Here is a 23,443-nt window from a genome sequence, read left to right on the forward strand (position 1 = left end):
ATGCGCGCCAGTAAAGAACTTTGTTACAATATTGCAGTCTATAGCAAACGAAAATCAAAGTGAGCAAAGGAAGAATGAAGCACATTCTTATAATTCTAATCAGTTTATCTGTTTTAAGTGCCTGCCAATCAACAGCAACTCGTTCTGCATTCCAAGAGGATATACCGTTGGCCTCACTCAAAGATATTGAGCCTAAGCGTGCGGAATTCCGCGGATTACTCGCGCTGCAAAAAATTCATGCAGCTGAGCAGGCGCAAAATGTCTTGTACAAGGCGAAGGTCAATATGCAAGAAGCCGGGATCAAAGGCTGGGTGACAGATATTTCACCGACTAAAGGCGCACTGGTTTACTTCATGAAGGGCAGTGGCCGCTCACCGACCATCGTATATACCGTGTATATTCCACCAAAAGGTGTGCCTCAAATTCAAAAAACCGATCAAAGTGCGCCAGAAAAGCTCGCTGCTATGTACGATGCTCGCATGACCGCCATGTGGTCTATTGATGAGCCTTGCACACCAGACTATGAAATAGCTGTCCTGAAAGAGGGAGATAAGCTGATTGCCATTGCGATGGCGTCCAGCCAGAAAAGAAACCGGATTGTTGCTGGAGGTCATTACCGTTTTACCTATGATTTAAACTCTCGAGACATGATCAGCAAAGAGCGTTTCTCAAAAGGGTGTTTGTTGCTGGATAAGACGAGATCAACCTATTTATCGCATTACGCAAGTAAGGAACCAGGAGAAGCACATGTCATTTTGAGCTTACGTCATGGGCCACTCTTCGTAAAATCAGGTACAGGTTTTTGGGAAATTAGAAAAGGTAAGATCCAAAAAAGAGCATCAATTGAAACAACGAAATAAGCTCAAAAATACGAGTGAACGAATATTAATGATTTAGTTGTATTCTGATGGTTACATTTGAAAGCGACTGAAATGATAGTACCGAATCATCGGGAGTCTGTTCATCGGATCATTCCGCAACGAATGTGTTGACTTTATGATTTACTTATTCCAATAAATCAATGTATTGGACGGTATGAAAAATCTCGTTACAAATTGACAAATATGTTCAACAATTAATTTGTTAATGTTCATCATGAGTTCAGTTCTAACGGCGTAAAATCTGGAACTTTATGGTTATCAAACCAATTATCATTTACCGAAGCTAACAGAGAGATATTAGGAAGCAATCATGTCAGGAAGAAAACGTCAGATTTTTCTACCAATCATTATTATTATCTTGGGGGCAGGAGGGGCTTTTTTCCTGTCAAACTTAAAAAAGCCGCCCGAGAAAAAGGATGAGAAAACAGAAGTTCCTGTTGTGAATGTTCAAACAGTGCAATTAAAACCTGTTCAACTTCAAGTTGGTTCTTACGGGGTTGTTGAACCAAAGTATGAGACAAGTATTGTTCCACAAGTTTCTGGTGAGGTTTCTTACCTTTCTAAAAAGTTTGTTATTGGCGGGTTTGTTCAAAAGGGAGAACTACTGGCACAAATTGATAGCAGTGACTACGAAGCAGCACTGTTATTGGCGGAGGCAAATCTTGCGGACGCACAGGCATCTCTTGAGAATGAAATCGCACAAGCCAAAGTTGCAAAACAGCAATGGTCTGAATTATCAAATTCTCCAACTCAGCTTGCTTTACGCAAACCTCAGCTTGCAAAAGCAAAAGCGCGTGTCAAAGCTATGGGTGCTGAAGTACAAAAAGCACAAAGAAGCTTAGAAAGAACAAGAATTGTTGCGCCTTATAATGCCATTATCGTTGAGCGTGGTGTTGGTCTAGGAGGTTTTGTTAGCAGTGGTGGTAAGCCCATTGCTGTATTACAAAATACTGAAGTTGCAAAAGTGAGATTACCTGTCGCCAATAGTAAACTTCAATACTTACATAGAGATGGTGAGTTTGCATTAGTCGAGTTGACAGCGGATAGGGCCGGTCAGCCGCATACGTGGCCAGCGAAAATCATGCGGACAGAAGGTGTAGTTGATAAGAAAAATCGAATGACATACCTTGTCGCGGAAATTACAGATCCATATGGATTAAGCACTGAAAAAGCACCGCTGAAATATGGCACTTATGTGACAGCGAGTATCTCTGGCATCAGCGTGCAAAATGCAATTCGAATTCCTCGGAAGCTAGTAGAAAATCAGAACGTAGCGGTTTTAGACTCACAGGAAAAGCTCACATTAAAAACAGTCACAGTCCTTCGCTATGAGGACAAAGATGCCATTATTTCATCTGGTTTACATCAAGGAGATAGAATCATTGTTTCTGCTTTGGCAAATCGAGCTGAAGGTGAGCAATTATCGCTTATGAAAGTGAAGCCGAAGAAATCTCCAAATATTGATAAAAGCGACACACAACTCGCATTACAAGGAGAGTAGTCCATGCAGTCGTCTCAAAAAGGGGTGATCGCATGGTTTGCCCACAATCCTATTGCTGCGAATTTACTCATGTTGTTTATTATCGTGGCAGGCCTATTTAGTGCATTGAGTATTCAAAAACGCCTCCTACCACCTTTTGAATTAAAAATGGTATCTATTTCAGCAAATTATCCAGGGGCAGCGTCTAAAGAAGTTGAAGAAGGTATTGCGAAGCCAATCGAGAATGCCTTAGAAAATGTCAAAGGGATCAAAAACATCAGAACGACTTCAAGTCGTGGTTCTCTTTCAGCAACTGTTGAGCTTGAGCACAATCAGGACTTGGTTGAAATGACGAATGAAATCAAGGCGAAAGTTGATGCAATTACCAACTTCCCCAAAGGGATGGAAAAACCAACAGTCACGCGTGTTGAGTTTCATGAAATGGTGATGATGCTGACGGTTTCTGGAGATGTAGACTTTAAGCTACTGAAAGATACAGGCAAACAAGTATCTGATGACATCCGCCAAATGACAGGTGCAAGTGTCCAGTTTTGGGGGGGGCCTGCTTACGAAATTTCTATCGAAATAGATAAAGAAAAATTACGAGAATACAACTTATCCTTATCTGATATAGCTGACAAAATTCGTCGATTTTCTACAAATACTTCAGCGGGGTCCATCAAGACAGATAATGGTTATGTCAATGTAAGAATGGAGAACATGGCAAAAGAAGGTGCCGATTACGGTGCTTTGCCTGTATTAACTGCAGAAGATGGGAGTCAAATCCAGCTCAAAGATATTGCATCTATTTCGGATGGCTTTGAAGAACATTTACATTTCTTTAATTATGATAATCATAATAGTGTAGGTATGGCTGTCCGCGCTTACAATGATCAAAACTCAGTCACTATTGCGGATCAGGTAAAAAAATATTTAGCCGAAAATGAAGATAAATTACCAGATGGTATTTCAATATCACCTGTTGTTGATACGACTTTTTATCTTCAAGGACGGCTTGATCTCATGCTTGAGAATATGGTGAGTGGTGCGTTACTTGTGTTTGTTATCCTCTCTTTATTCTTGAGAGTACGGCTTGCTTTTTGGGTCATCATGGGACTTCCGATTAGTTTTCTAGGAACCATGATGCTGTTACCAACAGAATGGGTCAGTATTTCTTTAAATATGCTGAGCTTGTTTGGTTTCATTCTCGTGCTGGGTATTGTTGTCGATGATGCGATTGTTATCGGTGAGAGCGCCGCATCAGAAATAGAGAAACATGGGCAAGGTGTCGATCGAGTGATCCAGGGTGTCAAAAGGGTTGCTGTACCGACCATTTTTGGGGTTTTAACAACCGTCGTTGCATTTTTACCCATGATGTTTTCGGATGGCCAAATGAGTGCATTTGGAAAGTCAGTGGCATCTGTTGTTGTCTTATGTTTGCTGTTCTCTTTGGTTGAATCAAAATTTATTCTTCCTGCCCATTTAGCGCACATGAAAGTCAGGCCTGAAAACCCGCAGAATTTTCTATTTAAGATCCGAACCTTTATTGATAATGGCTTGAAGCAATTTATTGCGAATATCTATCAGCCATTTTTGGAAAGATTAATCTATGCACGTTATTCTGTCATGGCATCATTTGTGGTTATTTTAATGTGTGCAGCAGGGATTTTCTTAGGGGATACAATGCGTTTTGTGGGTATGCCTAAGATACCAGAAGATTTCCCAAATATCGTTGTCACGATGCAAGAAAAATCCTCTGAAGAAGATACGATTAAAGCAATTAAACGGGTTGAGAAAGCGATTGAACAGGTGGATATAGGTCTTCAAAAAGAATTTGGGGATGGTGTGATCGCATCGAAAATGACCTATTTGCAAGGCAGGACAAGTGCACAAATCACTGTAAAATTAAAGCCACATGATACCTATCCAATCGATGTCTTTGCAGTAACGTCAAGATGGAGAGATGCATTTCCTAGCATCCCCGGCGTCAAATCTATCGAGGTGCATGACACGATGTTTGGTGGTAATGGCCAAGGTGGAAGTGACTTGTACTTTATGCTTATGAGTGATAACGAGCAGCAGCTCATGGATGCGACGAATGTCTTTAAGAAACAGCTTGCTTCATATAAAGGAATTGGAGATATCAAAGACAGTTTAACTTCGGCTGCAGACGAAGTGATGGTTGAGTTAAAGCCATTAGCAGAGAGTATGGGAATGACCAATGAAAGTATTGCTGCACAAATGGGTGGTAGCTTTTATGGTATCGAAGTGCAACGCATCTTGAGAGCGGGTGATGAGATCAAAGTGATGCTTCGCTATCCAAAGTCACAGCGAGAGTCGCTCAGTCAAATCGACGACATTGTGATTAACACCCCATCCTCTGGATTAGTGCCTCTTTCTGATCTTGTTGAGCTACATTCTCAGTCTGGTATTGGGTCCATTCATCGTGAACAAAACCATCGCATTGTATCTATTCAAGCCTCAATAGATAAAACCCAGGCTGATGCGTTTAAGCTAATCGATGAAGTTCAAACGGATTATATACCTCAACTACTGGCGCAATTTCCGGAAGTCAAAACATCACTCAAAGGGAAAATACAAGATGAGCAAAAGGAGCTCATGAAAACATTAAAGCAACTCCTGATGGTGATTTTGATGATCTATGCACTTTTAGCAATCCCGTTAAAGTCATATTCACAGCCATTTATTGTTATGTCCGCGATACCTTTTGGTGTTGTTGGTGCCATGATGGGGCATTTATTCTTAGGGATGGATATGAGCCTATTCTCATTGTTTGGCGTTGTTGCTGCTGTGGGGGTTGTTGTCAATGACTCTTTGGTATTGGTTGATTATGTGAATCAATCATTGAAAGAAGGCAAAACGATGAAATTTGCAGTGATCGAAGCTGGTGGAGCGAGATTTAGAGCGATTATTTTGACATCGTTGACGACTTTCTTAGGTTTAGTACCAATTATTTTTGAGACGAGTGTGCAAGCACAGATGGTCATTCCTATGGCTGTTTCTCTTGCATTTGGTATCTTGTTTTCAACTTTTGTGACATTGATACTCATACCCTGTTTATACATGATATTGGCAGACATAAAGGGACTTTTTGCTAGAAAGGAACGACATGAAGGGACAGGGCAAGTCCTCAATGTTTAAGTTAAATTTCAGAAAGGGCGCGTTAAGCGCCCTTTTCTTTATGTTTGTTTTGGATTAATTTTATTTGTCTAATTCACTCTGAGGAAGCCTTGATGCAAGATACATCGAAAGGAATCATCGCCTGGTTTGCACGTAATCCTGTCGCAGCGAACTTATTGATGATATTTATTATCGTCTCTGGTCTTGCAACCTCCTTCACAATTCAAAAAAGGTCGTTTCCGCCCGCAACGGAAAAGAAGATTGAAATTGAGGTAAATTATCCGGGGGCTTCACCACAAGAGATCGAAGAAGGAATTATCAAGAAGTTTGAAAGTGCTTTGGAGAGTGTCAAAGGCTTGGAACGTGTGGTGGCTTTTACGCGTCGTGGTTGGGTGTGGTTCAACATTACTGTGGAGCAAGACCAAGATCTTACGGAAGTAACGAATGAAGTGAAAGCACAAATTGATGCGATTTCAAACCTGCCTGATGGGATGGAAAAGCCTGAAATTACTCAAATTAAGCATATGGAAGATGTCATCGATATTGCTGTGCATGGAAATGCCGATTTTCGTACGTTGAAGAAAACAGGCCAAAAAATTGTTGATGATTTGAGGCAATTAACTGGAGCGCCTATTTCCTACTGGAGTGGGCCGGATTATGAGATAAGTATTGAGATCCAAAAGGATAAGCTTCGTGAGTATGGTTTAACCTTCTCCCAAGTTGCACAAGCGATTCGAAACTTTTCAACGAATGCATCCGCGGGAAATGTGAAAACTGACAATGGTTATGTCAATGTTCGCATAGAAAACTTAGCCATGGATCAGCAGACCTTTGAGATGATCCCGGCTCTTAGCCGAGAAGATGGGAGTCAGATCCTGCTCAGTGATGTTGCGACCGTTGTGGATGGCTTCGAAGACTGGAAGCATTTTGTTCGGTTTGATGGAGAAAATGCGGTCAGCATTTCTGTCAATGGTTATGAAGATCAAGATTCTGTCAAAATCGCTGATCAGGTAAAGCAATACCTTGAAACGCATCAGCATGAACTGCCTGAAGGGGTAAAAGCCACACAATGGTTAGATATCACGTATTACCTCAAAGGTCGTCTGGATATGATGATGGAGAACCTGCTTTCTGGTGCGGTTCTGGTTTTTCTTATCTTGGCTCTCTTTCTTCGTGTGCGACTTGCCTTTTGGGTGATGATGGGACTTCCGATTTGCTTTTTCGGGACACTCATGTTGATGCCAACCAGTTGGATCAGTGTGACGGTGAATCTCACCAGCTTATTTGGTTTTATTTTGGTGCTTGGGATCGTCGTTGATGATGCTATTGTGATTGGGGAAAGTGCAGCATCAGAAATCGAAAAGTCAGGTTACGGTACACAACCAGTGATCAGAGGGGTGAAGCGGGTTGCTGTACCGACCGTATTTGGGATATTAACGACTGTTGTGGCTTTTTTCCCGATGCTTTTTGGGGATGGCCCTGACTCTAGCATGCAATATTCGATTTCTGTGGTCGTTGTCCTCTGCCTATTGTTTTCATTGGTTGAGTCTAAGCTGATCCTTCCTGCACATTTGGCACAAATGAAAGCACGTAAAGAGGACCCCAATCATCCGCTTGTTCGTATGCGCAGTAAATTTGATCAACATTTAAAAAACTTGATCCAAAAACGCTATCAGCCTTTTTTAGCCCTTGCAATTGAGTATCGATATGCTGTTTTCTCATTTTTTGGGGTGATGATCATGCTATGTATGGCCTTATATTTTGGTGGCTTATTGCGATTTGTTGGCATGCCGAAGATTCCACATGACTTTCCAAGCATCGTGCTGAGCATGAAGGAGGAGGCAACCGATGAAGCAACAATAGACGCCATTCTTGCAATAGAAAATGTGATCCTCAAGGTTGAAAAAGATCTGGTTGAGGAGTTTGGCTATAGTCCAATCAAGTCTTATTTCTATTATAAACGTGGGCGCAATGGTGCAAAATTTAGGATCCAACTCAATAACATCAATACATACCCCATTGATACCTTTGTCATCGCGAGCCGGTGGCGGGATGAGATGCCAGTAATCCCGGGTATGCAGTCGATTCAAGTGATTGATAGCGTGATGGGGGGAGAGGGAAGACGAAAAGATATTGGATTCCGGCTTGTGAGTGATAATGAGTTGCAGCTTGCCCAGGCAACGGTGCTCTTAAAGCAAGCACTTGGTGAATATCAGGGGGTTGGTGATTTGGAAGACAGTCTTAGTCGCAATACACAAGAAGTGCAAATTGATTTAAAGCCTTTTGCGAATAGTGTTGGACTCACAGAGCGAGACATTGCGCGACAAATGAGTGCCAGTTTTTATGGGATGGAAGCACAGCGGATATTACGTGACGGAGAGGAAGTTAAAGTCATGCTTCGCTATCCAAAGCAGGAGCGTGATGCCATCAGCAAGCTGGATGATATGGTGATCCGAGTACCTAATGGCGAGCAAGTCCCACTCTCCGAGCTAGCTGAGCTGACGCTAAAACCGGGTATCGGTCGGATCCGTCGAGAAGCCGGCAAGCGAACCGTTTATATTTCTGCATCTGTGGATAAAACGCAGCAGGAACCATTTAAACTCGCTCAGGATATTCGCTCTCAGGTGATCCCGAAACTGCTCAAGCAGTTTCCTGATGTTGCAACAAAAGTAGATGGAAAATTGAAAGACGAACAGGAAGAGTTGCTGCGTAGCCTGCGTAATATGTTGATGGTCTTTCTCGCTATTTATGCGTTACTTGCCATCCCATTGAAGTCGTATAGTCAACCGTTGATCGTGATGTCTGCGATTCCGTTTGGTGTTGTAGGTGCAATCTTGGGACACCTAATTCTTGGGATGGATCTGAGTATGTTCTCGATTTTTGGGATCATCGCTGCGATTGGCGTTGTTGTGAATGATTCCTTGGTATTGGTGGATTATGTGAATCAACGTCGTGCAGAAGGACTTGCGATCCGTGATGCTGTGATTGAAGCGGGCGGCGCCCGATTCAGGGCAATTATATTGACATCTTTGACAACGTTTATCGGATTAGCCCCTATCATGATGGAAACAAGTCTTCAGGCGAAATTTGTGATCCCAATGGCAGTTTCATTGGCATTCGGTATTCTATTTTCCACGGTGATCACGCTGGTATTGATCCCATGTCTGTATTTGCTATTGGATGATATTCGTCAACTTGGACGACGATTATTTGTATCGCAGCACACAGAGGTTGCTTCTTGAGCAACGTATTGATGAAAGAGAAGCCAACGTTTTCCCTGTGAACATCAGTCTCAAGCGCATTGGACTTGTCCTTCGAACGTTGGATTCTTGCAATGCACGTATCGAGAAGGTGTAGCCCAATGCTGCAGCTAGAAGAAGGAGCTGCTTTGAAAAATCAACTGTTTCGTAAAATAACAGCCCGCTAGTGTTTCTGCATATTCTCAAAATTCCCAAGCAGTGTACTCAGTGCTTGGGTATCAATGGCAGCGAGAATACTCTGCATACGTTGCCACCGAGGTAACCAGTCTCGACGCCAGTTACTTTCTTTGACAGAGAGCAGCTCTCTAATTTTGGCTGGCTTATATTTTGGTTTGCCGCGGTTTTTGAGATATTTATAGTCCTGTACACAGAGATAGGCGAGGCCCTTCAGTTTTTCTCTTGTTTTCTGCTGTATCCGTTGCTTTTTTGATGAATAGATTTTCCAAAGTGATCGCACAATGCTGACTTCATCTTCCCAGGTGAAGTCGCTTGTATACGCATAACGGATCCAGCATTGTTGTTCACAAGGGAGATGGTAGACCCATTGTGAAACCTTCTTATCCTCAAAAGCCTGAAGAGAAATTGGCAGTGTACTCCTTTGAAAGTGTTTTTCTTTTATATGTAACTGGCGATGTGTGCCGTTTATTTTGGATGATGGTGAGTAACATACATTGAGCCTCGAGCTTGGATCAGACAACCATGTTCGATAAGTTGAAGAAATACGAAAAGCTTGTAGTACCCGCTCTCGTACCCACTCTAATTGATGTTCGTGATAACTTTCAGTTTTCATATGCAATCCATTTCATGTAGAAACCTAAAGTCCCGTGTGACAAGTTGAAAACTTTCCACGTGAATTACCCATTACCTATCTGTACCGAACTTAATAGACAAATAGATAGGCAAATTCTGCATATAATAAGATTTAGATGCAAGAAATAATTCAAGGTGTTGGTAAAATGATCATGTTATACGGTTGGTTAACTAGCTGTTTACGGAGGTTGCTCAAATAAGCATTCTTACTATATGCAGATTTTTAATTGACTTCCTGACCCGGGGTTTGTTATGGTTTCTGCATCATACGACAACTATTTCTTGAGTTGTCCTCTCGATAACCACGCTTGCATTAAACCAATCACTCAGCATTTGAATCATCAATTACTTTTTCTTGTAGACGACTCGATATTGTCGTCAAAAACGTATGGGTTAAAAGCTATGGATCTCAATACACTGATCGCATTACTGACCCTCATAGTCATTGTTGTAGGAGGTATCCTGTCCATGTTATGGAATAAAGTTCATTCTCTTACCGCTCAGGTTGCAGATGAGCGGGTTGTTGCAGCGGAAAAATATCTCACGAAACAAGAAATGGATCGTAGGTTGGAGCAAACCATTGCACCATTAGAGAGAATGCTTGAAAGGCTTGAGACACAAAATACACAAATCTTTCAGTTGTTAAACCAACAACACACGAAAGACATCCCATCATAACGAACAACAAAGGAGAACGTATCAATGGATATTGGATCACCCCACGAAATACTTTCCTTGATGCAACAGTATCTTCAGGAAAAGCTGGAAGAAGAATGTTCGGTTATTATTTCTCCAGCATTATTTGATTTCAATAGCCGCAAGCCCATGTTGTCGATTGTGCACCAAACCAGCTATCGAGCGGGAGTGAATTGGGATGGCCGTGAGCGCTGGGCTTTCGGGTTCCAGCTAGCGCTGATCCAAAATCGTGAGGTGCCGAGAGCAGCACAAAACCTGCGACGGCTCATTCAACAGATTTCTGGTGAATTGATTCATCAAGACTGGGGGTTATCACAGGATCTTTGCTGTCTCCCAGAGTGCATCAATTATGGACGTCACGAAGTGTTGCCCGGATTTGAAGGGATGCTTTTACGATTTGAACAGTCGTTCCATATTGGCCCACCAATGCTCGATCAAGAAGACAATCTAGACGATGTTTGGCTTGCAATTCGACCATCAGATCCAGATGATGCTAGCCTTTATCGGAGGCTTAGACATGGATGAATTTTTTCAGCGTTATCTTCAGGAAGCGCTCTTACCTTATCAAGATTTGATCACCCAACTCACTGAGCAAATCGAAGCCATTCAACGCTGTCAGCGAAGCCTCATTCGAGCAGGCTACTGCCATGCAGTTGATGTTACTCAAGCGAAAGTACGAGTTCAGCATGGCGCCAATCGGACGCCTTGGATCCACTGGTTTGCGCCAAGTGCAGGGGAAATCAGAGAGTTTCGTTGTCCGAGTCAGGGAGAACGCTGCCTGATCCTGAATTTTGCAGGAGGAGATAACAGTTGTCAGTCAGTCGCACTATTCGGGATCTTCAGCGAGACTTATCCACCGGAGCAAATCGGTCAGCATTTACATCGGCGGATCTATCCAGATGGATCGACAGTCACTTATGATCATCAACAGCATCGGCTACAGCTTCATGTTCCACAAGGTGAAATTGTCATGTCTGGTGCAAAGCACATTCATTTAGATGCGCCAAAGATAACTTGCTCCGGCACAATTCAAGCTGAAAAAGACGTATTTGATCAAAAACGTTCAATGGCGATGGATAGAACAATTTTTGAGTCACATCAACATGGCGGTGTTTATCCGGGCACAGCGACAACACCACCACCCATGAGCCAATAGGAAGAAACAGGATGATAGGGATTGATCGTCAAACGGGACACACAATTGATGGGCTGACTCAGCTCGTATCAAGGATCCAGCAAGTACTGACAACAACACGAGGGAGTCGGGAAAAACGACGCTGCTTCGGGAGCAATTTACCTGCATCGTTAGGGAAAAACCAGAATGCACAGCAATGTATCGATATACAATCGTCGATCATCGCCGCATTTTATGAACCACAAAATGGCCTACTGGACTTTTTTCCACTGCGTTGTCAGGCAACAAGGCATATGCATGGTTTCCATCTGCGTATTGAAGGGAAGTGGCACGCAAGAATCTATTCTCTGGAGGTGGATCTATGAATGCAAAGATGAACCAATTACCACCCCCAGAGGCTATTTCCATTCTCCCATTCGAATCTCAACTCAATCACTTTAAAGAAACATTAATTGGTCATATTGCTGAGACTGAGCCATCCATTGCCCAGGCTGTTCAAGAAACTCTTGAGAATGAAGCTGAAGTACTGACCAAGCTTATCGAAACTTGTGTTGTGTTGATGCAATCCCATCAAAGGGAAGTGAACAGAAATGCAGCGCAAATGTTTGCGAATTGGGCGAACGGCCCATTTCTGGATATGAAAGCAGCCGAGTTTGGTTTGGAAAGGCAGGTGGTTCAGTCTGGTGATCCCGATGTAACACCCCCGATTGAGCCAGTGATGGAATCAGATGATCAGCTCAGGGAGCGTTATTTTCTGGCCCCGTATCAAATGAGTCAGGCAGGACCTGCACAAAGTTATCGTTATCATGCGCTGACTCTGGGTGTACGACCGGATATTTCAGTGACTTCACCTGACGCAAACACAGTCGTGATCACCCACTCGTTTCCTGAGAAGAGTATGGCAGCGAAAATCAAAGATGCAGCAGTCATGCAATCAGGACCGGGTGAAGTCGCGATTACGCTTTTGGCTAATTCGGGTAACGGTATACCCGATCCAACACTACTGAATCAAGCGCAGATGTATTTTTCACAGGAAGATATCGGGCCACTCACCGATAAAGTGATCATTCGCGAACCTGAGATTATTTCGTATCAAATCCAAGCCGTCATGTATGTTGTAAAAGGACCGGATAAATCGATCCTTTACGAGCGGGCAATTAAGAAATTAAAAGCTTATGCAGCAGCGCAACATCAACTCGGTGGCTGTATCGAACTGGGTATGCTATATCACGTCTTGCATGAGTCAGGGGCGAAGCGTGTCATACTGATCTCACCTGCGAACGGGCTTAAGGCGACACATCAACAAGCACTATGGTGTGACTCCATTCAATTGGAGGTTCGAGATGATCCATAAATATAGCGTTTTGCCTGATAACCACAGCCCACTTGAACGTGCTATCGAACTGGCATTTTACGACATGCTTCAAGATGATAAACATCCTTACCCCAGATTGCTTTCACCGCAACAAACTGCCACGCGATTATTGCCCTACCTTGCCCAGGATCGCGGAGGGTTGTTATGGGAAGACGGTTTAAATGAGGAAGTAATGCGCGAGCGAATTGCAATCGCATGGGCACTTCCCCGGATTGCTGGTACAAAAAGGAGCATTCGCTGGATCTTTGATGCATTTGGTTATTTTGTTCACATGATACCTTGGTATGAGATGAAGCCAGAAGGGCGCCCCTTTCATTGTGAACTCATTGCCTGGTCAAAGCAAAATGAACCTTTACAAAGCGCTGAAGCTGCGAAACATATCCATCAGCAACTTTTTCAGCACATTCAAGAAATCAAAAGTGAGCGAGATGTATTTGAACTCAATTTCGCATTGGGTGCTTCTTCTGTATTGCATGTCGCAGGGAGCTGCCATCCAGCCGTTGTGGAAAGTGAGTTGCGTTTAAGCGTGTGTTTCCCAACACCGAACTTCGATTGTTCAGCGCTTGTCACTGCTGCGGCACATTGTATTTCAATTCATGACCTTCCATAGGAGACTCAAGGATGACAGAACCAACCATGATCTGGACCCATGCGGGCCTGGCGGCTGTACTCAGTGCTAAAAACGCAGGGTTCAAGGCTGCATTCACCCATATTGGTGCTGGATGTCAAAGTTACCTTCCCCATGCTGACCAAACGCGGTTACGAGATGAACAACAACGGGTTGCGATTGTGGATTATGAGCAGCTGAGTGCAACACAAATCCGATTGGGTGCGAAGTTCTCAGGCGATCAGGCGTATGAAGTTCGAGAGATCGGAATCTATCTTGATTCCGGTATTTTAGTCGCGGTTTACTCTGCGCCAGATACACTGTTTACCTATAAATCAGCGCACAGTAGCTGGATACAAAAACTGACATTAGATATATCTGCCCTTCCCACTGATAGCGTGACTATCACGCTTGGAACTGAAAATCTCAACCTGATGCTGACCCATGAATTGGCGACATTAGCACAAACGCATATTGCACAAATGCATCGCCAGCTTGTCATGTTTCAGCGTCTTCAACAATTGGAAAATATCGTATTCAAGGAGAAACAATGACGATAGAGCAACGACTTGCGGAAGTGATCCAAAGCTGTGAAAGCCTCACTGCGACTGTTGAGCAGACCATTGATAAAATCAACGCTCGAGTTTTGTTGGCAGAAACAGAATTTCAAAACTTCCAAACACAAGCAAATCGAAAGTATCTTGGTACATTATCAAAGCCGGATAAGGTGGTCACTGCACATGATCAGGAAGATGTATATGACAAGCTGGTGGAGGCTTATCGTTCCGGTCATCAATTTGTACAACTGGAGATCCCCGAAAATACCACCTGTTATTTAAACAAAGTAGTCTCCATTCCCGCTGGCTGTGGCCTTATGATACAAGGTGCTGATATACAAAGCTCAGTCTTTGAAGCAAAGCGTAAGACGAATTACCAAGATGGCGATCGGGGTGTCATGATCAATACATTCTATATTCGTGCTGGCTCAAGTATTGTTTGTAACTCCGTTCAACTGAAGCAAAAGCCCTTAGGCGGCTTTGCTGCACCTTATGGGCATGGGATATTTTTGATTGATGAAAACTCGGATGAGCCGGGGTCGACTGCGATAAAGTTGAGAGAATGCAAAGCTGATATTTATGACTGTTTGGTCTATTTCCAAGGTAATCGTTTGGGGATGGTCAATATTCAAGCACAGAAGTGTGATTTCAATCTTGTGGATAATCAGCAATGGTTTCAATCATCGAAAAGCGCTGGCTTGATTGGGTTGCGGTCATGGTCAGATCAAGGCGCCATCATGAGCTTTGTTGGGAATGATAATTCATTTGATAAAAGCAGTGACACTGAAAAAGTGTGCCATTTTATCGAGGCATTCAATAGCGGGAAAGATTTAACGTCTACATTACTTGCAACACCTGCTTCAGAAGATCGCATGATTCTAGTTGTATAAACAAGGAAGAAAGACCATATGATTGAACAACTTACATACAATGGACGTATTTATCAAAACTGCTCCATCAGTTATCTAAAAGAATGTGGATTGCCAGATACAGTCATTCAACAAGCGATTCAAGCCAAGCAGCTTCGAGAGATTAGGGCAAAGCGAGATCAACTGATTGCAATGACAGATTGGCAACTGTTGCCGGATTCACCTTTATCTGAAGCACAAAAGTCGCAAGTCATCACTTACCGACAACAACTCAGGCAAGTTCCCCAATGTTATCAGGAAGACCCAGAAGGATTTGCCTGGCCAACACGAGTTGATACGGATCCATCGTATCAATGAAGGAAACGACACAGCAAAAAAGGAATAAGGTATGTCAGACATTGCCCAATTTGAACACAATGGGATCACGATAACAACAGAGGAAGGTCCGACACCCTTAGGACCTCCAGGCGAGCATGTGATTGCTTGGGTCGTGACCGCACCAGGAAAAGACGCAAGTATTGTATTGAATACACCATTTCTGGTTCGTAATATGGCTGATGCTGCGCTGTTGTTTAAAACAGGAAGTACATCAGGTACTGGATACCCTGCAGCACTACAAACTTTGAAGCAAACTCAGATACCGCAGTACTTTATTGTTGTTGATGAAGGGGGTGGCACTACAAATGAAAATACAACCAGCAGTGGCGATACAGATGATGGAGCAGGCACAGATCAGTCTGCAAATACAACATTAGACAATATTATCGGCAAAGTGGATAGCACAGGGAAAAGAACAGGGATTGAAGCCATTGTTGAATGTGCACAAACACCTACATTAATTGCAGTGCCAGGATATAGCCATCACAAAGAAGTGCTGGATAAGTTGGTCAGCATAGCGAAGCGTCTTCGTTGTCGGGTCATTGCGGATGCACCGGATGAGGATCCAATTCACTATACAACTCAGTTTGATGTGTCGGATCCAGGCTATGACCGTGTATATCTTGTTGCACCAAAGCCTTACCTTTCATCCAATTCGGAAGAACAAGCTGATGTTTATCCATCCACAATTGCCACGGGTACTGTTGCGAGCGTGTCCCCTTGGGTTTCTCCAGGGAATCAAAGTGTCCCGATCCAAGGTGTTTCCCGAGTTGTTGAATACAATATTCTCGACAAGAATACAGAAGGGCATCAGTTCAACCAGCATGGTGTCAGTTATTTTGCCAAGACAAATATGGGAGGATTTCGCCTCATTGGGAACCGAAGCATGTCTGGGAAGTTTATCTCTTTTGTTGGCTTAGAGGATGCCATTGCCAGAAAGTTGGAGTGGGTCAGCCAGCAGGTGATGTCCCAGCAACTCACGAAACGATTTATGGAACAGGAAATCCGAAAGATTAACCTGTTTTTACAAGATCTTGTTGCTGCTGAAGTCATTCCTGATGGTGAAGTTTATCTTCACCCAACTTTAAACACATCAGAAAGGTATAAAAATGGCTCGTGGTATATCGTCATTGATTATGGTCGCTATTCACCCAATGAGCACATGGTTTTCCATATCAATGCATCGGACAAACAAATTGATGATCTCATGGAGGAGGTTTTGTAATGGCTGGACAGCGTCAACGAAAGTTACTCACCGCAACAGTGAATCAATATCCTCTGATGGCTGAGGTTGAAGAGTTCACCCCACCGGAAGTGAAAAAAACAATGGCTGTGGCAAGAGGAGGAAAATTTATTCCTGATGAAGTCATGGTTGGAATGGAAAAACTGACTTATTCACTCAAGGTGAAAGGTGCCACTGCTGGGTTGCTCGCTGCATATGGTTTGCAACAAGGGGAAGTGTGCCAGGTGGATATAAAAACGTCTGAGCAAGACAAAGATGGTCAGATTTATGCGATCCATTACAGCTTATCAGGTGAGATCACCAGCATGAAGGAAGATGTCGTCAAGATGGGAAATCAACCTGCGCTCACCTTGGCGGGTTCTTTGATGGCTTATCTCAAAACAGAAAATGGCAGTGTCATTTATGATATCAACACAAAAACGCAGAAAATAGATTTAGGTCAGGGGGACCTTATGGCTGCGCATCGGCGCAATGTTGGACTCGCTTAATTTTCAAATCAAGCAAGCCGTCATCGACGGCTTTTTTTTTAAGGAAAAATCGAATGTATACACCGGAAGTTTATCAACTCCACTGGCCAATTACAGGGGAAGATGGTCAGAAAAAATCAGCGGTTACCCTGCACTTAATCTCCCATGGAGAGCATGCTAAAGCAGTGGCTGATGAGCCCGATGAGCGGACTGCATTTGCTCGTTTCGCGCAACTGTCATGTGGACTCAATGAGAAAGAAGTACAGCAGCTGAAAGTACCGGATTGGAATTATCTGTGCCAACAACTCTCTTCAATGGTGACAAAAGAGAGTGCCTATTTCTTTGCGAAACTTGATACCGCTTATGAGCCAGACATTCCCCAATTGTTATTACCGATTTTAGGAGATAATGGCCAGACAATCTCGTCAATCCAACTGACGATGCCAACGGTCGCAACCACAGATGTGATGCTAGCTCAAACGGATGATGAGCAGAAAAGTCGATTCATTACTGCGAGTTGCTCTGGTCTCAGTCCCAGTGAACTGGATAGGTTAAGCGCACCAGACTGGAATGCACTTCAGGGACGGATCCATGATTTTTTGCACAAAACGGCGGATTATTTTCGCCCACAGATATTGAGCAACTCACCGATGTGATCCCACTGGTTTATCATGTGACAGAGCAAGAAATTCTTTCTTGGCGTATGGATAAAGCGTTGCGGCGTTATGAAATAGCTATGCGTTGGTTAACACAAGGAACAAAGTGATGGTGGTATTTCAATATACATACCCCCCTTTTCATTTACAGTCTCCGCATTGGCATGGATCAACTGCTTCACTGTTAAAGCCGATGGATCTGGCATTATCTCATCAGAGACAAGGCGTTTGGAAACCCTATCAACTCAATCGAACGTTGAACAAGCAGCTGGATGAGCTCGTACATATTCGGCACATATTGAAAGGGTGGATATCGCGTAATGAAGATACGAAAAGTTTACTTATTACACGTACTTTGCTTGCTCGGAATGAATATTCGTCTCCATGGAGCCAGAGATATACGCATCAACAGGATCGTAATTGGTCTGGCTCAAATCTGAAATCCAGGCTGTCATTCAAGGCAGAAAAAGGTGCGGAAATACTTTATCAATCATCAGGCTATCTTGGGTTGTTCAACGCAGGGCTTGATATTTTACCTACGCAATCCCGTTTGAAAAAAGTTGGTCGTGTGAGTAAACCGATGGAGTATCTCATGAAAATCGGTGCTTTGATAAAGGCATTTGAAACGAAAGACTACCCAACAACGGGGCGAGTATTCGGTGATTTGGTAGGTGGATCATTCGTCCAGTTTTTAACGAGAGGTCGAGCTGGCCATTTGCAAGTGTTGGCTTCCGCTGGTGGTGCTGCACTGGGTGGTCAAATAGGAGAAATGATAGGTCGTTTGGTGCCTCAACCTGTTCAACATCAAGCTGGATTTACTGTCCAGCCAGAGCCAAGCTTTATCTCTATATGTGAAAGAGAACAGGTGCAATATCCATCAATGCAATTAGCATTGAAACATCACATGAGTCATAAAGAATCACACCGCATCACTCAAGTGCTATCCATTGGTAGGGAAGAGACAGCACGAGCAGCTCAGGCTTTCAATGCTTCTTTTCAATCCTTGGAAATTGGGAAAAAAATCGTGAAATTGAAAGACAAATTTGCTCATCGTGAGTTTGCGAAAGTGACGAAGCTGGCGGGTAGTTTGGCTGGTTTATTTGTTGGAGGGATCCATGGTGTACGCAACGGCCCAATGATGGCTATTGCAGGTGCTAGAGTGGGGAGCCAGTTGGGTGAATGGATGAGTGAACAAGCCAGCCAGCAATGGCAATCAGTCAGGCGTGATCGTCAATGGCGTATTTTTCCAAACTATATTTCAACGCTATTTGAAAAAAGAAAGCAGGTTGAAAACAAGGACATTATTGATCATAAAAATGAGGCGTCTGGTTTGAATCGTCCACCTTTGCGTCATTCAACGCAACGCGATAGAACAATACCTAAACTTGATGCAGCACAGTTATCACGAATTCACGCTCAGTCTCAGTGGGTGTTTAGCCCGCAAATCACAATCCAATCTGAAGCATCTTACGATCAGGTGCCAGACAAGTTTGTTGATTTACTCCTTCATCGCATGCAACAGGAGTTATTCCCAGCTTTTGCAAACGAACAACTTGCTGTCCGGTTAGATGCCTCACTATATGATCGAATGGAGACACGATGAATAAGCAGTTGAACTACGGTGGATTTACATTTGGCCTTGCTGAAAATAGTGCTTATGAACAGTTGGAACGTCAAAGGGAAAGCGGGTGGCGACAATTGGAAACACTTCAGCAACGGCCGGTCTCATTTTATGCAGGCCACCCCTTGGAAGTGATGACCTTACGTGGACAGCTCTTTGGTGAAAAGGGTCTAGAAGCGATGCAAATACTGCGGCATTTTCAACAAGAAGGTATGCCAAAGGTTCTATCGGACAGTTTAGGGCATAATTTGGGTCGCTGGAAGATCCTGTGCCTTCGAGAGACACATCAGAACATCATTGATGATGGAACACCGTTGATGATCCAATTTTCAATAACCTTGGAAGAATACCCCGATGAAATACATCACCACAATCGCCGGAGAAACACCCAACAAGATCCTGTATCGGGCGTTGGGATCAGACGATGATGCATTTGAATCTGCCTTATATCACCTCAATCCTGATATGCCTTCTTATGGGCCGATCCTTCCGGATGGTCTTAGGCTCAAAATACCGGATGAGCCCTTCTTGGTTGCAACAAAAGTCATGAGGATATGGGACGAATGAATCGAACAACGTGTACGATCCGTGGACCAAAAGATAATTCATTGGATACATCACTGCTCCGGTGGGAGTTGATTGATGTTAGTGGGCTTCAAGCAGATCAGCTGACGCTCACCTTCAGTCGTATGCACCTGACTTGGGTGCCAAAACAGGGAGAAGTACTGATTTTTGAAACCTGTATGCCCCCTGCGTATCGACCTGTTCACCGTGGACATTTCATCATTAACCGAGTGCAATGGAGGTTGACGCCGCCTGTCGTCACTGTAGTTGCCAGTGCTGCGCCTTTTCAAACAACTCAAAAGAATGTCTTAAAGGAAAAGCGTTCACGGAGTTTTAGTCAGATCACGTTTGGTGATCTATTTCGTCAGGTGGTCACTGCGCATGGTTTTACGCCACGTGTTGCTGACCAATTTGATGCGGTTTATCTGATCCATATTGATCAAAACGCAGAAACGGATATGAGTTTCCTGTCGCGTCTGGCAAGTATATATGATGCAATCGCCAAACCTGTTGATACCTATTATGTGCTTGCACCTCGTGGCCAAGTACGATGTTTTTCTGGAGAAGAGCTGCCTATTTTGTATGCGAGCTTAAAGCTGGAGCATAGTCAGTTGAAGATACTCAATGCAGAAGTAACGGATACAGGAAGAACGCAGTTTAACGGCGTTGCTGCCATGTTTTGGCAGGGTGAAACAGGTTGTCTCTCTGAGTTGCAACAGGGGAGTGCGCCCTTCAAGCGACTCCCTCAGTCCTATGAAAATGAAGATTTAGCTCAATTGGCTATACAACAGGAACATCGTCGATTGAAGCGAACAAAAAAATGTTTGCGATTGCAAACGGTAGGGCATCCGCTATTGGTAGCTGAAGGGATACTTAAGCTCGATCATACTTTCCCAACCGTGATGCAAGGCGCATGGTCGATTGATCGTGTGATCACATCAGCACGACCGAGCGATGGGTGTCGTAGCTTCGTAGAAGCGACACTCCCTGCGACGATGCCAACAAAGGAAAGCCAGCGCGCTATGTAGCCAGAACAGACTGCTGCTATTGACGTGGACCTGGGCACCGTTTGATACAATAATTCGGATTTTTGCATCATCCATTTCCCCGTCTTCATCCCGAATTTGATATGTCATATTTTCTTCCCCGACAAATCCGCTGGGTGGAGTATAGACAAGTTGTTTCCCAGAAATTTTCACCTGACCTTGGCCTGTGGTCGTGACATCGATAATTTTAACGGAAGTGCCGCTTTCTAATCCAGTGTCATTGTCCAGTACATCCAGCATGTTGTCTTTTGAGTCCTTTTCAATCCGAAACTCATCATCATTGGCGACAGGTATGTCATTTACATTATGCACGATGATTTTCGTCATATAAGGGGGGCTGAAAATCTCACCATTGGATAAGGTCACAGGAACCATCATTTCTCCATACTGATCTGGATCGGGAATAAAGGTATGACCATTCACATGGTAGTCTCCTTGGACACCAAGAAGGATTTCGATGTTCTGCTCACCACGTGCCCGGGAAGTAAATTGAAAGTCAGACAATGAGAAAGTATAGGATGTGTCCTCATTGATCTGGATTGGGCGAATGGTCTGAATGGATAGCTGTTGACGGGATTGGTCCTGGGATGATGCGACCACGAAAGGGCCGGGGTTCACCGCATAGAAGATACCATCTGAACACTGGATCATGAGTCGCGCTGAAAAGGTTGTGTCTCTTGGAATCGGGATTGTTGCAACACCTGTATTGGGTAAATTGTCGGCAAGTATAGTTGCATTGTTGATATCACCGTTTTTTGCCCAAAGAATATCGACTCGTTTACAGTTGATGGGGGGGTGATCGGTTCTTGCGACATCCCATTTGATGAGCTGCTGATCGCGCTGCCATAGTTCTTTGTGCCCTGGCGCACGGATTTGAAATGGCCCTGCTTTATCAGTCACATGAATATTCAGGCTATCAATACTAATACCACCCTGACCATCCCGTGCTGTGAATTTGAACTGGAGTGTTCTGCTTTGCAAGGGTAACAACTCCCCAAAAGAGACTTGTTCTGATAACAGGTCTGTCATTGAAGGGAAGTAGCGTGTCGGTGTTGCATTAGGTGCCCTGGAGCGAAAGAGTGGACCGCTTATCGATTGGTTTAAGCGGGATAAATCATTTAATGGATCACCTAAATCGGTCTGCTCCCATGTATAGCTCAAAATATCGCCTATATTTTCGTCCTGTGCGTGTCCTTTTAAGTGAAAAGGGGTATTTACAGGGATTGTTTGCTCATTTCCAGTGGATACAACTGGCGCAATATTATCGCTGTCTATGGGGATACCACACCCTGATCCGGCAATGCTTCTGACGAACGAACGGATTTCTTGAATCGAATTGGCATGAAAGTAGGCATCTGCTTGCCCTTGCAGATTCAACGGACCACATAGCCCTGGGTAACCCATGATAGTTGTGCCACTACCGGGCTCAACAGCACTGCTTGGATGTCGATTTCCGTTGCAGGCACCCTGTGTGCCATTAAATGAGTGATGTGCGCCAAATTGATGACCGATTTCATGCGCAACGTAATCAATGTTAAAAATATCGCCAATGGGTTCACCAATTCCGGTCAACGCACCCGCCTTATCACTTTGGCAAACAGAGCTTAAATTTGCGATACCGCCACCGGATGTATTGAAGACATGACCGAGATCATAATCATCACTATCGAGGTGACTTTTTTGTACCCCTATATTCCGGCCCATATCATCAACATTGTTATGGAATGGATCGTTGCCAGGATCCAGAAAAATGACTTTGTCACTGCCGTTGGCGATTTGTAATTTGATCCCGGTATCTCGTTCAAAAATCTGATTGATCCGTTGAACAGTTGATGAAATGGCCCCGAGGACCGCTGATTTTGTGCCGCCATGAAACTGAGCATATTCACCTGATGTTGATATGGCTATCCTGAATATTCTTAACTGATCGTCGGAAAATGAACGACGTGGTTCATCCGGTCGATGTTCCCCACGATAGAATGGGAAAAGGGGAATCGACTCTTGAAAATGTATCATTGGTCGCTTTAGTGCATGCCGAAATATACTACCATGCGTTGTAGAGTTCACACCGCGAGGAAGTCGAGTCTGAGTCAAATGATGGATGGGACGAATGTAGATGCGTGTATTTCCTTGATAGATATCAGCAACCAACCCTTGTGATGAAAAGGTAAGTTTGAGTGTACGACTATGTTCTTGCGAGGCAAATCCTGAAAATGTTCTGATTTGTGGATATTTTGCAGCAAGTGATTTTGGCAAAATTGGGTCTGGCTTGACGGTAAATGTTTGAAAAGTGCCGTTTGGCATGGGGAGTTGTATTGTTTGAGCGCCCACGACATTCATGTCCAACATGTTGAGCGCTTTTTCCGTATTCAGATGACGAATATGGATTTGCGATTCCGGCTGGAGTATTGATGAATGTTCAAACTTAAGTCTGTAACTTGATGCTTCCTCCCAAAAACTTTGTTCAGCTTTGGTGTGTATACTCCAGAAAAACAGGAGGAAAAACAGCAGGATCCAATTTGTTTTAGTCATTGGATTTCCATTATATTTTTAGCTGTCGTACATTTCAGTCTAGACAAAATTAAAAAATAGGTACGGATTTGCGATTGTTGAAGACTGCTCCTTTTTTATTGGTTTTAAGAAATTGATTACAACGA

22 protein-coding genes are annotated in these 23,443 nt (G+C 43.7%); 20 read left to right on the top strand and 2 right to left on the bottom strand.

Annotated features, from left to right (window positions below; translation table 11 throughout):
* Nucleotides 1–74 precede the first annotated feature (74 nt).
* From C505_RS0104035 to C505_RS0104050, 4 genes are all read left to right on the top strand, one after another.
* Nucleotides 75–860, top strand: a complete 786-nt coding sequence (locus C505_RS0104035) for a hypothetical protein (protein WP_018691306.1) — start codon at nucleotides 75–77, stop codon at nucleotides 858–860.
* A 331-nt stretch (nucleotides 861–1,191) separates the two neighbouring features.
* On the top strand, nucleotides 1,192–2,382 hold the full coding sequence (locus C505_RS0104040) for an efflux RND transporter periplasmic adaptor subunit (RefSeq protein WP_018691307.1): 1,191 nt from the start codon (nucleotides 1,192–1,194) through the stop codon (nucleotides 2,380–2,382).
* Nucleotides 2,383–2,385: 3 nt separating this feature from the next.
* Entirely contained in the window at nucleotides 2,386–5,523 is a 3,138-nt protein-coding gene (locus C505_RS0104045; RefSeq protein ID WP_018691308.1) for an efflux RND transporter permease subunit, read from the top strand.
* A 92-nt stretch (nucleotides 5,524–5,615) separates the two neighbouring features.
* A complete protein-coding gene (locus tag C505_RS0104050) occupies nucleotides 5,616–8,744 on the top strand; it encodes an efflux RND transporter permease subunit (RefSeq protein ID WP_018691309.1) in 3,129 nt (1,042 codons plus the stop codon).
* A 181-nt stretch (nucleotides 8,745–8,925) separates the two neighbouring features.
* Here the strand turns inward: C505_RS0104050 and C505_RS0104055 are convergent, their stop codons facing one another.
* The gene (locus C505_RS0104055) at nucleotides 8,926–9,552 is read right to left on the bottom strand and encodes a bacteriophage antitermination protein Q (protein ID WP_018691310.1); all 627 of its coding nucleotides are present in this window, start codon (nucleotides 9,550–9,552) and stop codon (nucleotides 8,926–8,928) included.
* A gap of 272 nt (nucleotides 9,553–9,824) precedes the next feature.
* Here C505_RS0104055 and C505_RS24710 point away from each other — a divergent pair, with 272 nt between their 5' ends.
* From C505_RS24710 to C505_RS21375, 16 genes are all read left to right on the top strand, one after another.
* On the top strand, nucleotides 9,825–10,250 hold the full coding sequence (locus C505_RS24710; protein ID WP_245556329.1) for a hypothetical protein: 426 nt from the start codon (nucleotides 9,825–9,827) through the stop codon (nucleotides 10,248–10,250).
* 24 nt (nucleotides 10,251–10,274) lie between these two features.
* Nucleotides 10,275–10,793: a hypothetical protein gene (locus C505_RS0104065; protein WP_018691312.1), complete on the top strand. Its 519-nt coding sequence runs from the start codon at nucleotides 10,275–10,277 to the stop codon at nucleotides 10,791–10,793.
* Entirely contained in the window at nucleotides 10,786–11,424 is a 639-nt protein-coding gene (locus C505_RS23450) for a phage baseplate assembly protein V (protein WP_018691313.1), read from the top strand. The genes C505_RS0104065 and C505_RS23450 overlap by 8 nt, the downstream gene beginning before the upstream one ends.
* Before the next feature lie 11 nt (nucleotides 11,425–11,435).
* Entirely contained in the window at nucleotides 11,436–11,768 is a 333-nt protein-coding gene (locus C505_RS0104075; protein ID WP_018691314.1) for a phage baseplate protein, read from the top strand.
* Complete coding sequence (locus C505_RS0104080; protein WP_018691315.1) at nucleotides 11,765–12,757, top strand: baseplate J/gp47 family protein; 993 nt, start codon at nucleotides 11,765–11,767, stop codon at nucleotides 12,755–12,757. Before C505_RS0104075 ends, C505_RS0104080 begins: the two co-directional genes overlap by 4 nt.
* Nucleotides 12,747–13,388: a phage tail protein I gene (locus tag C505_RS21365; RefSeq protein ID WP_018691316.1), complete on the top strand. Its 642-nt coding sequence runs from the start codon at nucleotides 12,747–12,749 to the stop codon at nucleotides 13,386–13,388. Before C505_RS0104080 ends, C505_RS21365 begins: the two co-directional genes overlap by 11 nt.
* Before the next feature lie 11 nt (nucleotides 13,389–13,399).
* Nucleotides 13,400–13,939: a phage tail-collar fiber domain-containing protein gene (locus C505_RS0104090; RefSeq protein WP_018691317.1), complete on the top strand. Its 540-nt coding sequence runs from the start codon at nucleotides 13,400–13,402 to the stop codon at nucleotides 13,937–13,939.
* Nucleotides 13,936–14,832 (top strand): hypothetical protein, encoded by an 897-nt coding sequence (locus C505_RS0104095; RefSeq protein ID WP_018691318.1) that lies wholly within the window; start codon nucleotides 13,936–13,938, stop codon nucleotides 14,830–14,832. The genes C505_RS0104090 and C505_RS0104095 overlap by 4 nt, the downstream gene beginning before the upstream one ends.
* A gap of 18 nt (nucleotides 14,833–14,850) precedes the next feature.
* Complete coding sequence (locus C505_RS0104100; RefSeq protein WP_018691319.1) at nucleotides 14,851–15,168, top strand: phage tail assembly chaperone; 318 nt, start codon at nucleotides 14,851–14,853, stop codon at nucleotides 15,166–15,168.
* A gap of 31 nt (nucleotides 15,169–15,199) precedes the next feature.
* Nucleotides 15,200–16,414: a phage tail sheath protein gene (locus C505_RS0104105; RefSeq protein ID WP_018691320.1), complete on the top strand. Its 1,215-nt coding sequence runs from the start codon at nucleotides 15,200–15,202 to the stop codon at nucleotides 16,412–16,414.
* The gene (locus tag C505_RS0104110) at nucleotides 16,414–16,920 is read left to right on the top strand and encodes a phage major tail tube protein (RefSeq protein WP_018691321.1); all 507 of its coding nucleotides are present in this window, start codon (nucleotides 16,414–16,416) and stop codon (nucleotides 16,918–16,920) included. The genes C505_RS0104105 and C505_RS0104110 overlap by 1 nt, the downstream gene beginning before the upstream one ends.
* 53 nt (nucleotides 16,921–16,973) lie before the next feature.
* A complete protein-coding gene (locus tag C505_RS0104115) occupies nucleotides 16,974–17,555 on the top strand; it encodes a phage tail assembly protein (protein WP_018691322.1) in 582 nt (193 codons plus the stop codon).
* Between the two features lie 109 nt (nucleotides 17,556–17,664).
* A complete protein-coding gene (locus C505_RS0104125) occupies nucleotides 17,665–19,158 on the top strand; it encodes a hypothetical protein (protein WP_018691324.1) in 1,494 nt (497 codons plus the stop codon).
* On the top strand, nucleotides 19,155–19,604 hold the full coding sequence (locus C505_RS21370) for a phage tail protein (protein ID WP_018691325.1): 450 nt from the start codon (nucleotides 19,155–19,157) through the stop codon (nucleotides 19,602–19,604). The genes C505_RS0104125 and C505_RS21370 overlap by 4 nt, the downstream gene beginning before the upstream one ends.
* Entirely contained in the window at nucleotides 19,531–19,743 is a 213-nt protein-coding gene (locus C505_RS24935; protein WP_083938249.1) for a tail protein X, read from the top strand. Before C505_RS21370 ends, C505_RS24935 begins: the two co-directional genes overlap by 74 nt.
* Complete coding sequence (locus tag C505_RS21375; protein WP_018691326.1) at nucleotides 19,740–20,768, top strand: hypothetical protein; 1,029 nt, start codon at nucleotides 19,740–19,742, stop codon at nucleotides 20,766–20,768. Before C505_RS24935 ends, C505_RS21375 begins: the two co-directional genes overlap by 4 nt.
* On the opposite strand, the gene C505_RS0104140 is transcribed toward C505_RS21375, so the two are convergent.
* Nucleotides 20,679–23,318 (bottom strand): reprolysin-like metallopeptidase, encoded by a 2,640-nt coding sequence (locus tag C505_RS0104140; RefSeq protein WP_018691327.1) that lies wholly within the window; start codon nucleotides 23,316–23,318, stop codon nucleotides 20,679–20,681. The genes C505_RS21375 and C505_RS0104140 overlap by 90 nt on opposite strands.
* Nucleotides 23,319–23,443: the final 125 nt, after the last annotated feature.

Origin of the sequence: Algicola sagamiensis DSM 14643 (assembly GCF_000374485.1) — a bacterium.
In the GTDB taxonomy this organism is placed as follows: domain Bacteria; phylum Pseudomonadota; class Gammaproteobacteria; order Enterobacterales; family Alteromonadaceae; genus Algicola; species Algicola sagamiensis.

Bases quoted from the DNA above. Each gene is read 5' to 3' on its own strand.
- C505_RS0104035 (WP_018691306.1), top strand. From the start codon at position 75: ATGAAGCACATTCTTATAATTCTAATCAGTTTATCTGTTTTAAGTGCC.
- C505_RS0104040 (WP_018691307.1), top strand. From the start codon at position 1,192: ATGTCAGGAAGAAAACGTCAGATTTTTCTACCAATCATTATTATTATC.
- C505_RS0104045 (WP_018691308.1), top strand. From the start codon at position 2,386: ATGCAGTCGTCTCAAAAAGGGGTGATCGCATGGTTTGCCCACAATCCT.
- C505_RS0104050 (WP_018691309.1), top strand. From the start codon at position 5,616: ATGCAAGATACATCGAAAGGAATCATCGCCTGGTTTGCACGTAATCCT.
- C505_RS0104055 (WP_018691310.1), bottom strand. From the start codon at position 9,552: ATGAAAACTGAAAGTTATCACGAACATCAATTAGAGTGGGTACGAGAG.
- C505_RS24710 (WP_245556329.1), top strand. From the start codon at position 9,825: ATGGTTTCTGCATCATACGACAACTATTTCTTGAGTTGTCCTCTCGAT.
- C505_RS0104065 (WP_018691312.1), top strand. From the start codon at position 10,275: ATGGATATTGGATCACCCCACGAAATACTTTCCTTGATGCAACAGTAT.
- C505_RS23450 (WP_018691313.1), top strand. From the start codon at position 10,786: ATGGATGAATTTTTTCAGCGTTATCTTCAGGAAGCGCTCTTACCTTAT.
- C505_RS0104075 (WP_018691314.1), top strand. From the start codon at position 11,436: ATGATAGGGATTGATCGTCAAACGGGACACACAATTGATGGGCTGACT.
- C505_RS0104080 (WP_018691315.1), top strand. From the start codon at position 11,765: ATGAATGCAAAGATGAACCAATTACCACCCCCAGAGGCTATTTCCATT.
- C505_RS21365 (WP_018691316.1), top strand. From the start codon at position 12,747: ATGATCCATAAATATAGCGTTTTGCCTGATAACCACAGCCCACTTGAA.
- C505_RS0104090 (WP_018691317.1), top strand. From the start codon at position 13,400: ATGACAGAACCAACCATGATCTGGACCCATGCGGGCCTGGCGGCTGTA.
- C505_RS0104095 (WP_018691318.1), top strand. From the start codon at position 13,936: ATGACGATAGAGCAACGACTTGCGGAAGTGATCCAAAGCTGTGAAAGC.
- C505_RS0104100 (WP_018691319.1), top strand. From the start codon at position 14,851: ATGATTGAACAACTTACATACAATGGACGTATTTATCAAAACTGCTCC.
- C505_RS0104105 (WP_018691320.1), top strand. From the start codon at position 15,200: ATGTCAGACATTGCCCAATTTGAACACAATGGGATCACGATAACAACA.
- C505_RS0104110 (WP_018691321.1), top strand. From the start codon at position 16,414: ATGGCTGGACAGCGTCAACGAAAGTTACTCACCGCAACAGTGAATCAA.
- C505_RS0104115 (WP_018691322.1), top strand. From the start codon at position 16,974: ATGTATACACCGGAAGTTTATCAACTCCACTGGCCAATTACAGGGGAA.
- C505_RS0104125 (WP_018691324.1), top strand. From the start codon at position 17,665: ATGGTGGTATTTCAATATACATACCCCCCTTTTCATTTACAGTCTCCG.
- C505_RS21370 (WP_018691325.1), top strand. From the start codon at position 19,155: ATGAATAAGCAGTTGAACTACGGTGGATTTACATTTGGCCTTGCTGAA.
- C505_RS24935 (WP_083938249.1), top strand. From the start codon at position 19,531: ATGAAATACATCACCACAATCGCCGGAGAAACACCCAACAAGATCCTG.
- C505_RS21375 (WP_018691326.1), top strand. From the start codon at position 19,740: ATGAATCGAACAACGTGTACGATCCGTGGACCAAAAGATAATTCATTG.
- C505_RS0104140 (WP_018691327.1), bottom strand. From the start codon at position 23,318: ATGACTAAAACAAATTGGATCCTGCTGTTTTTCCTCCTGTTTTTCTGG.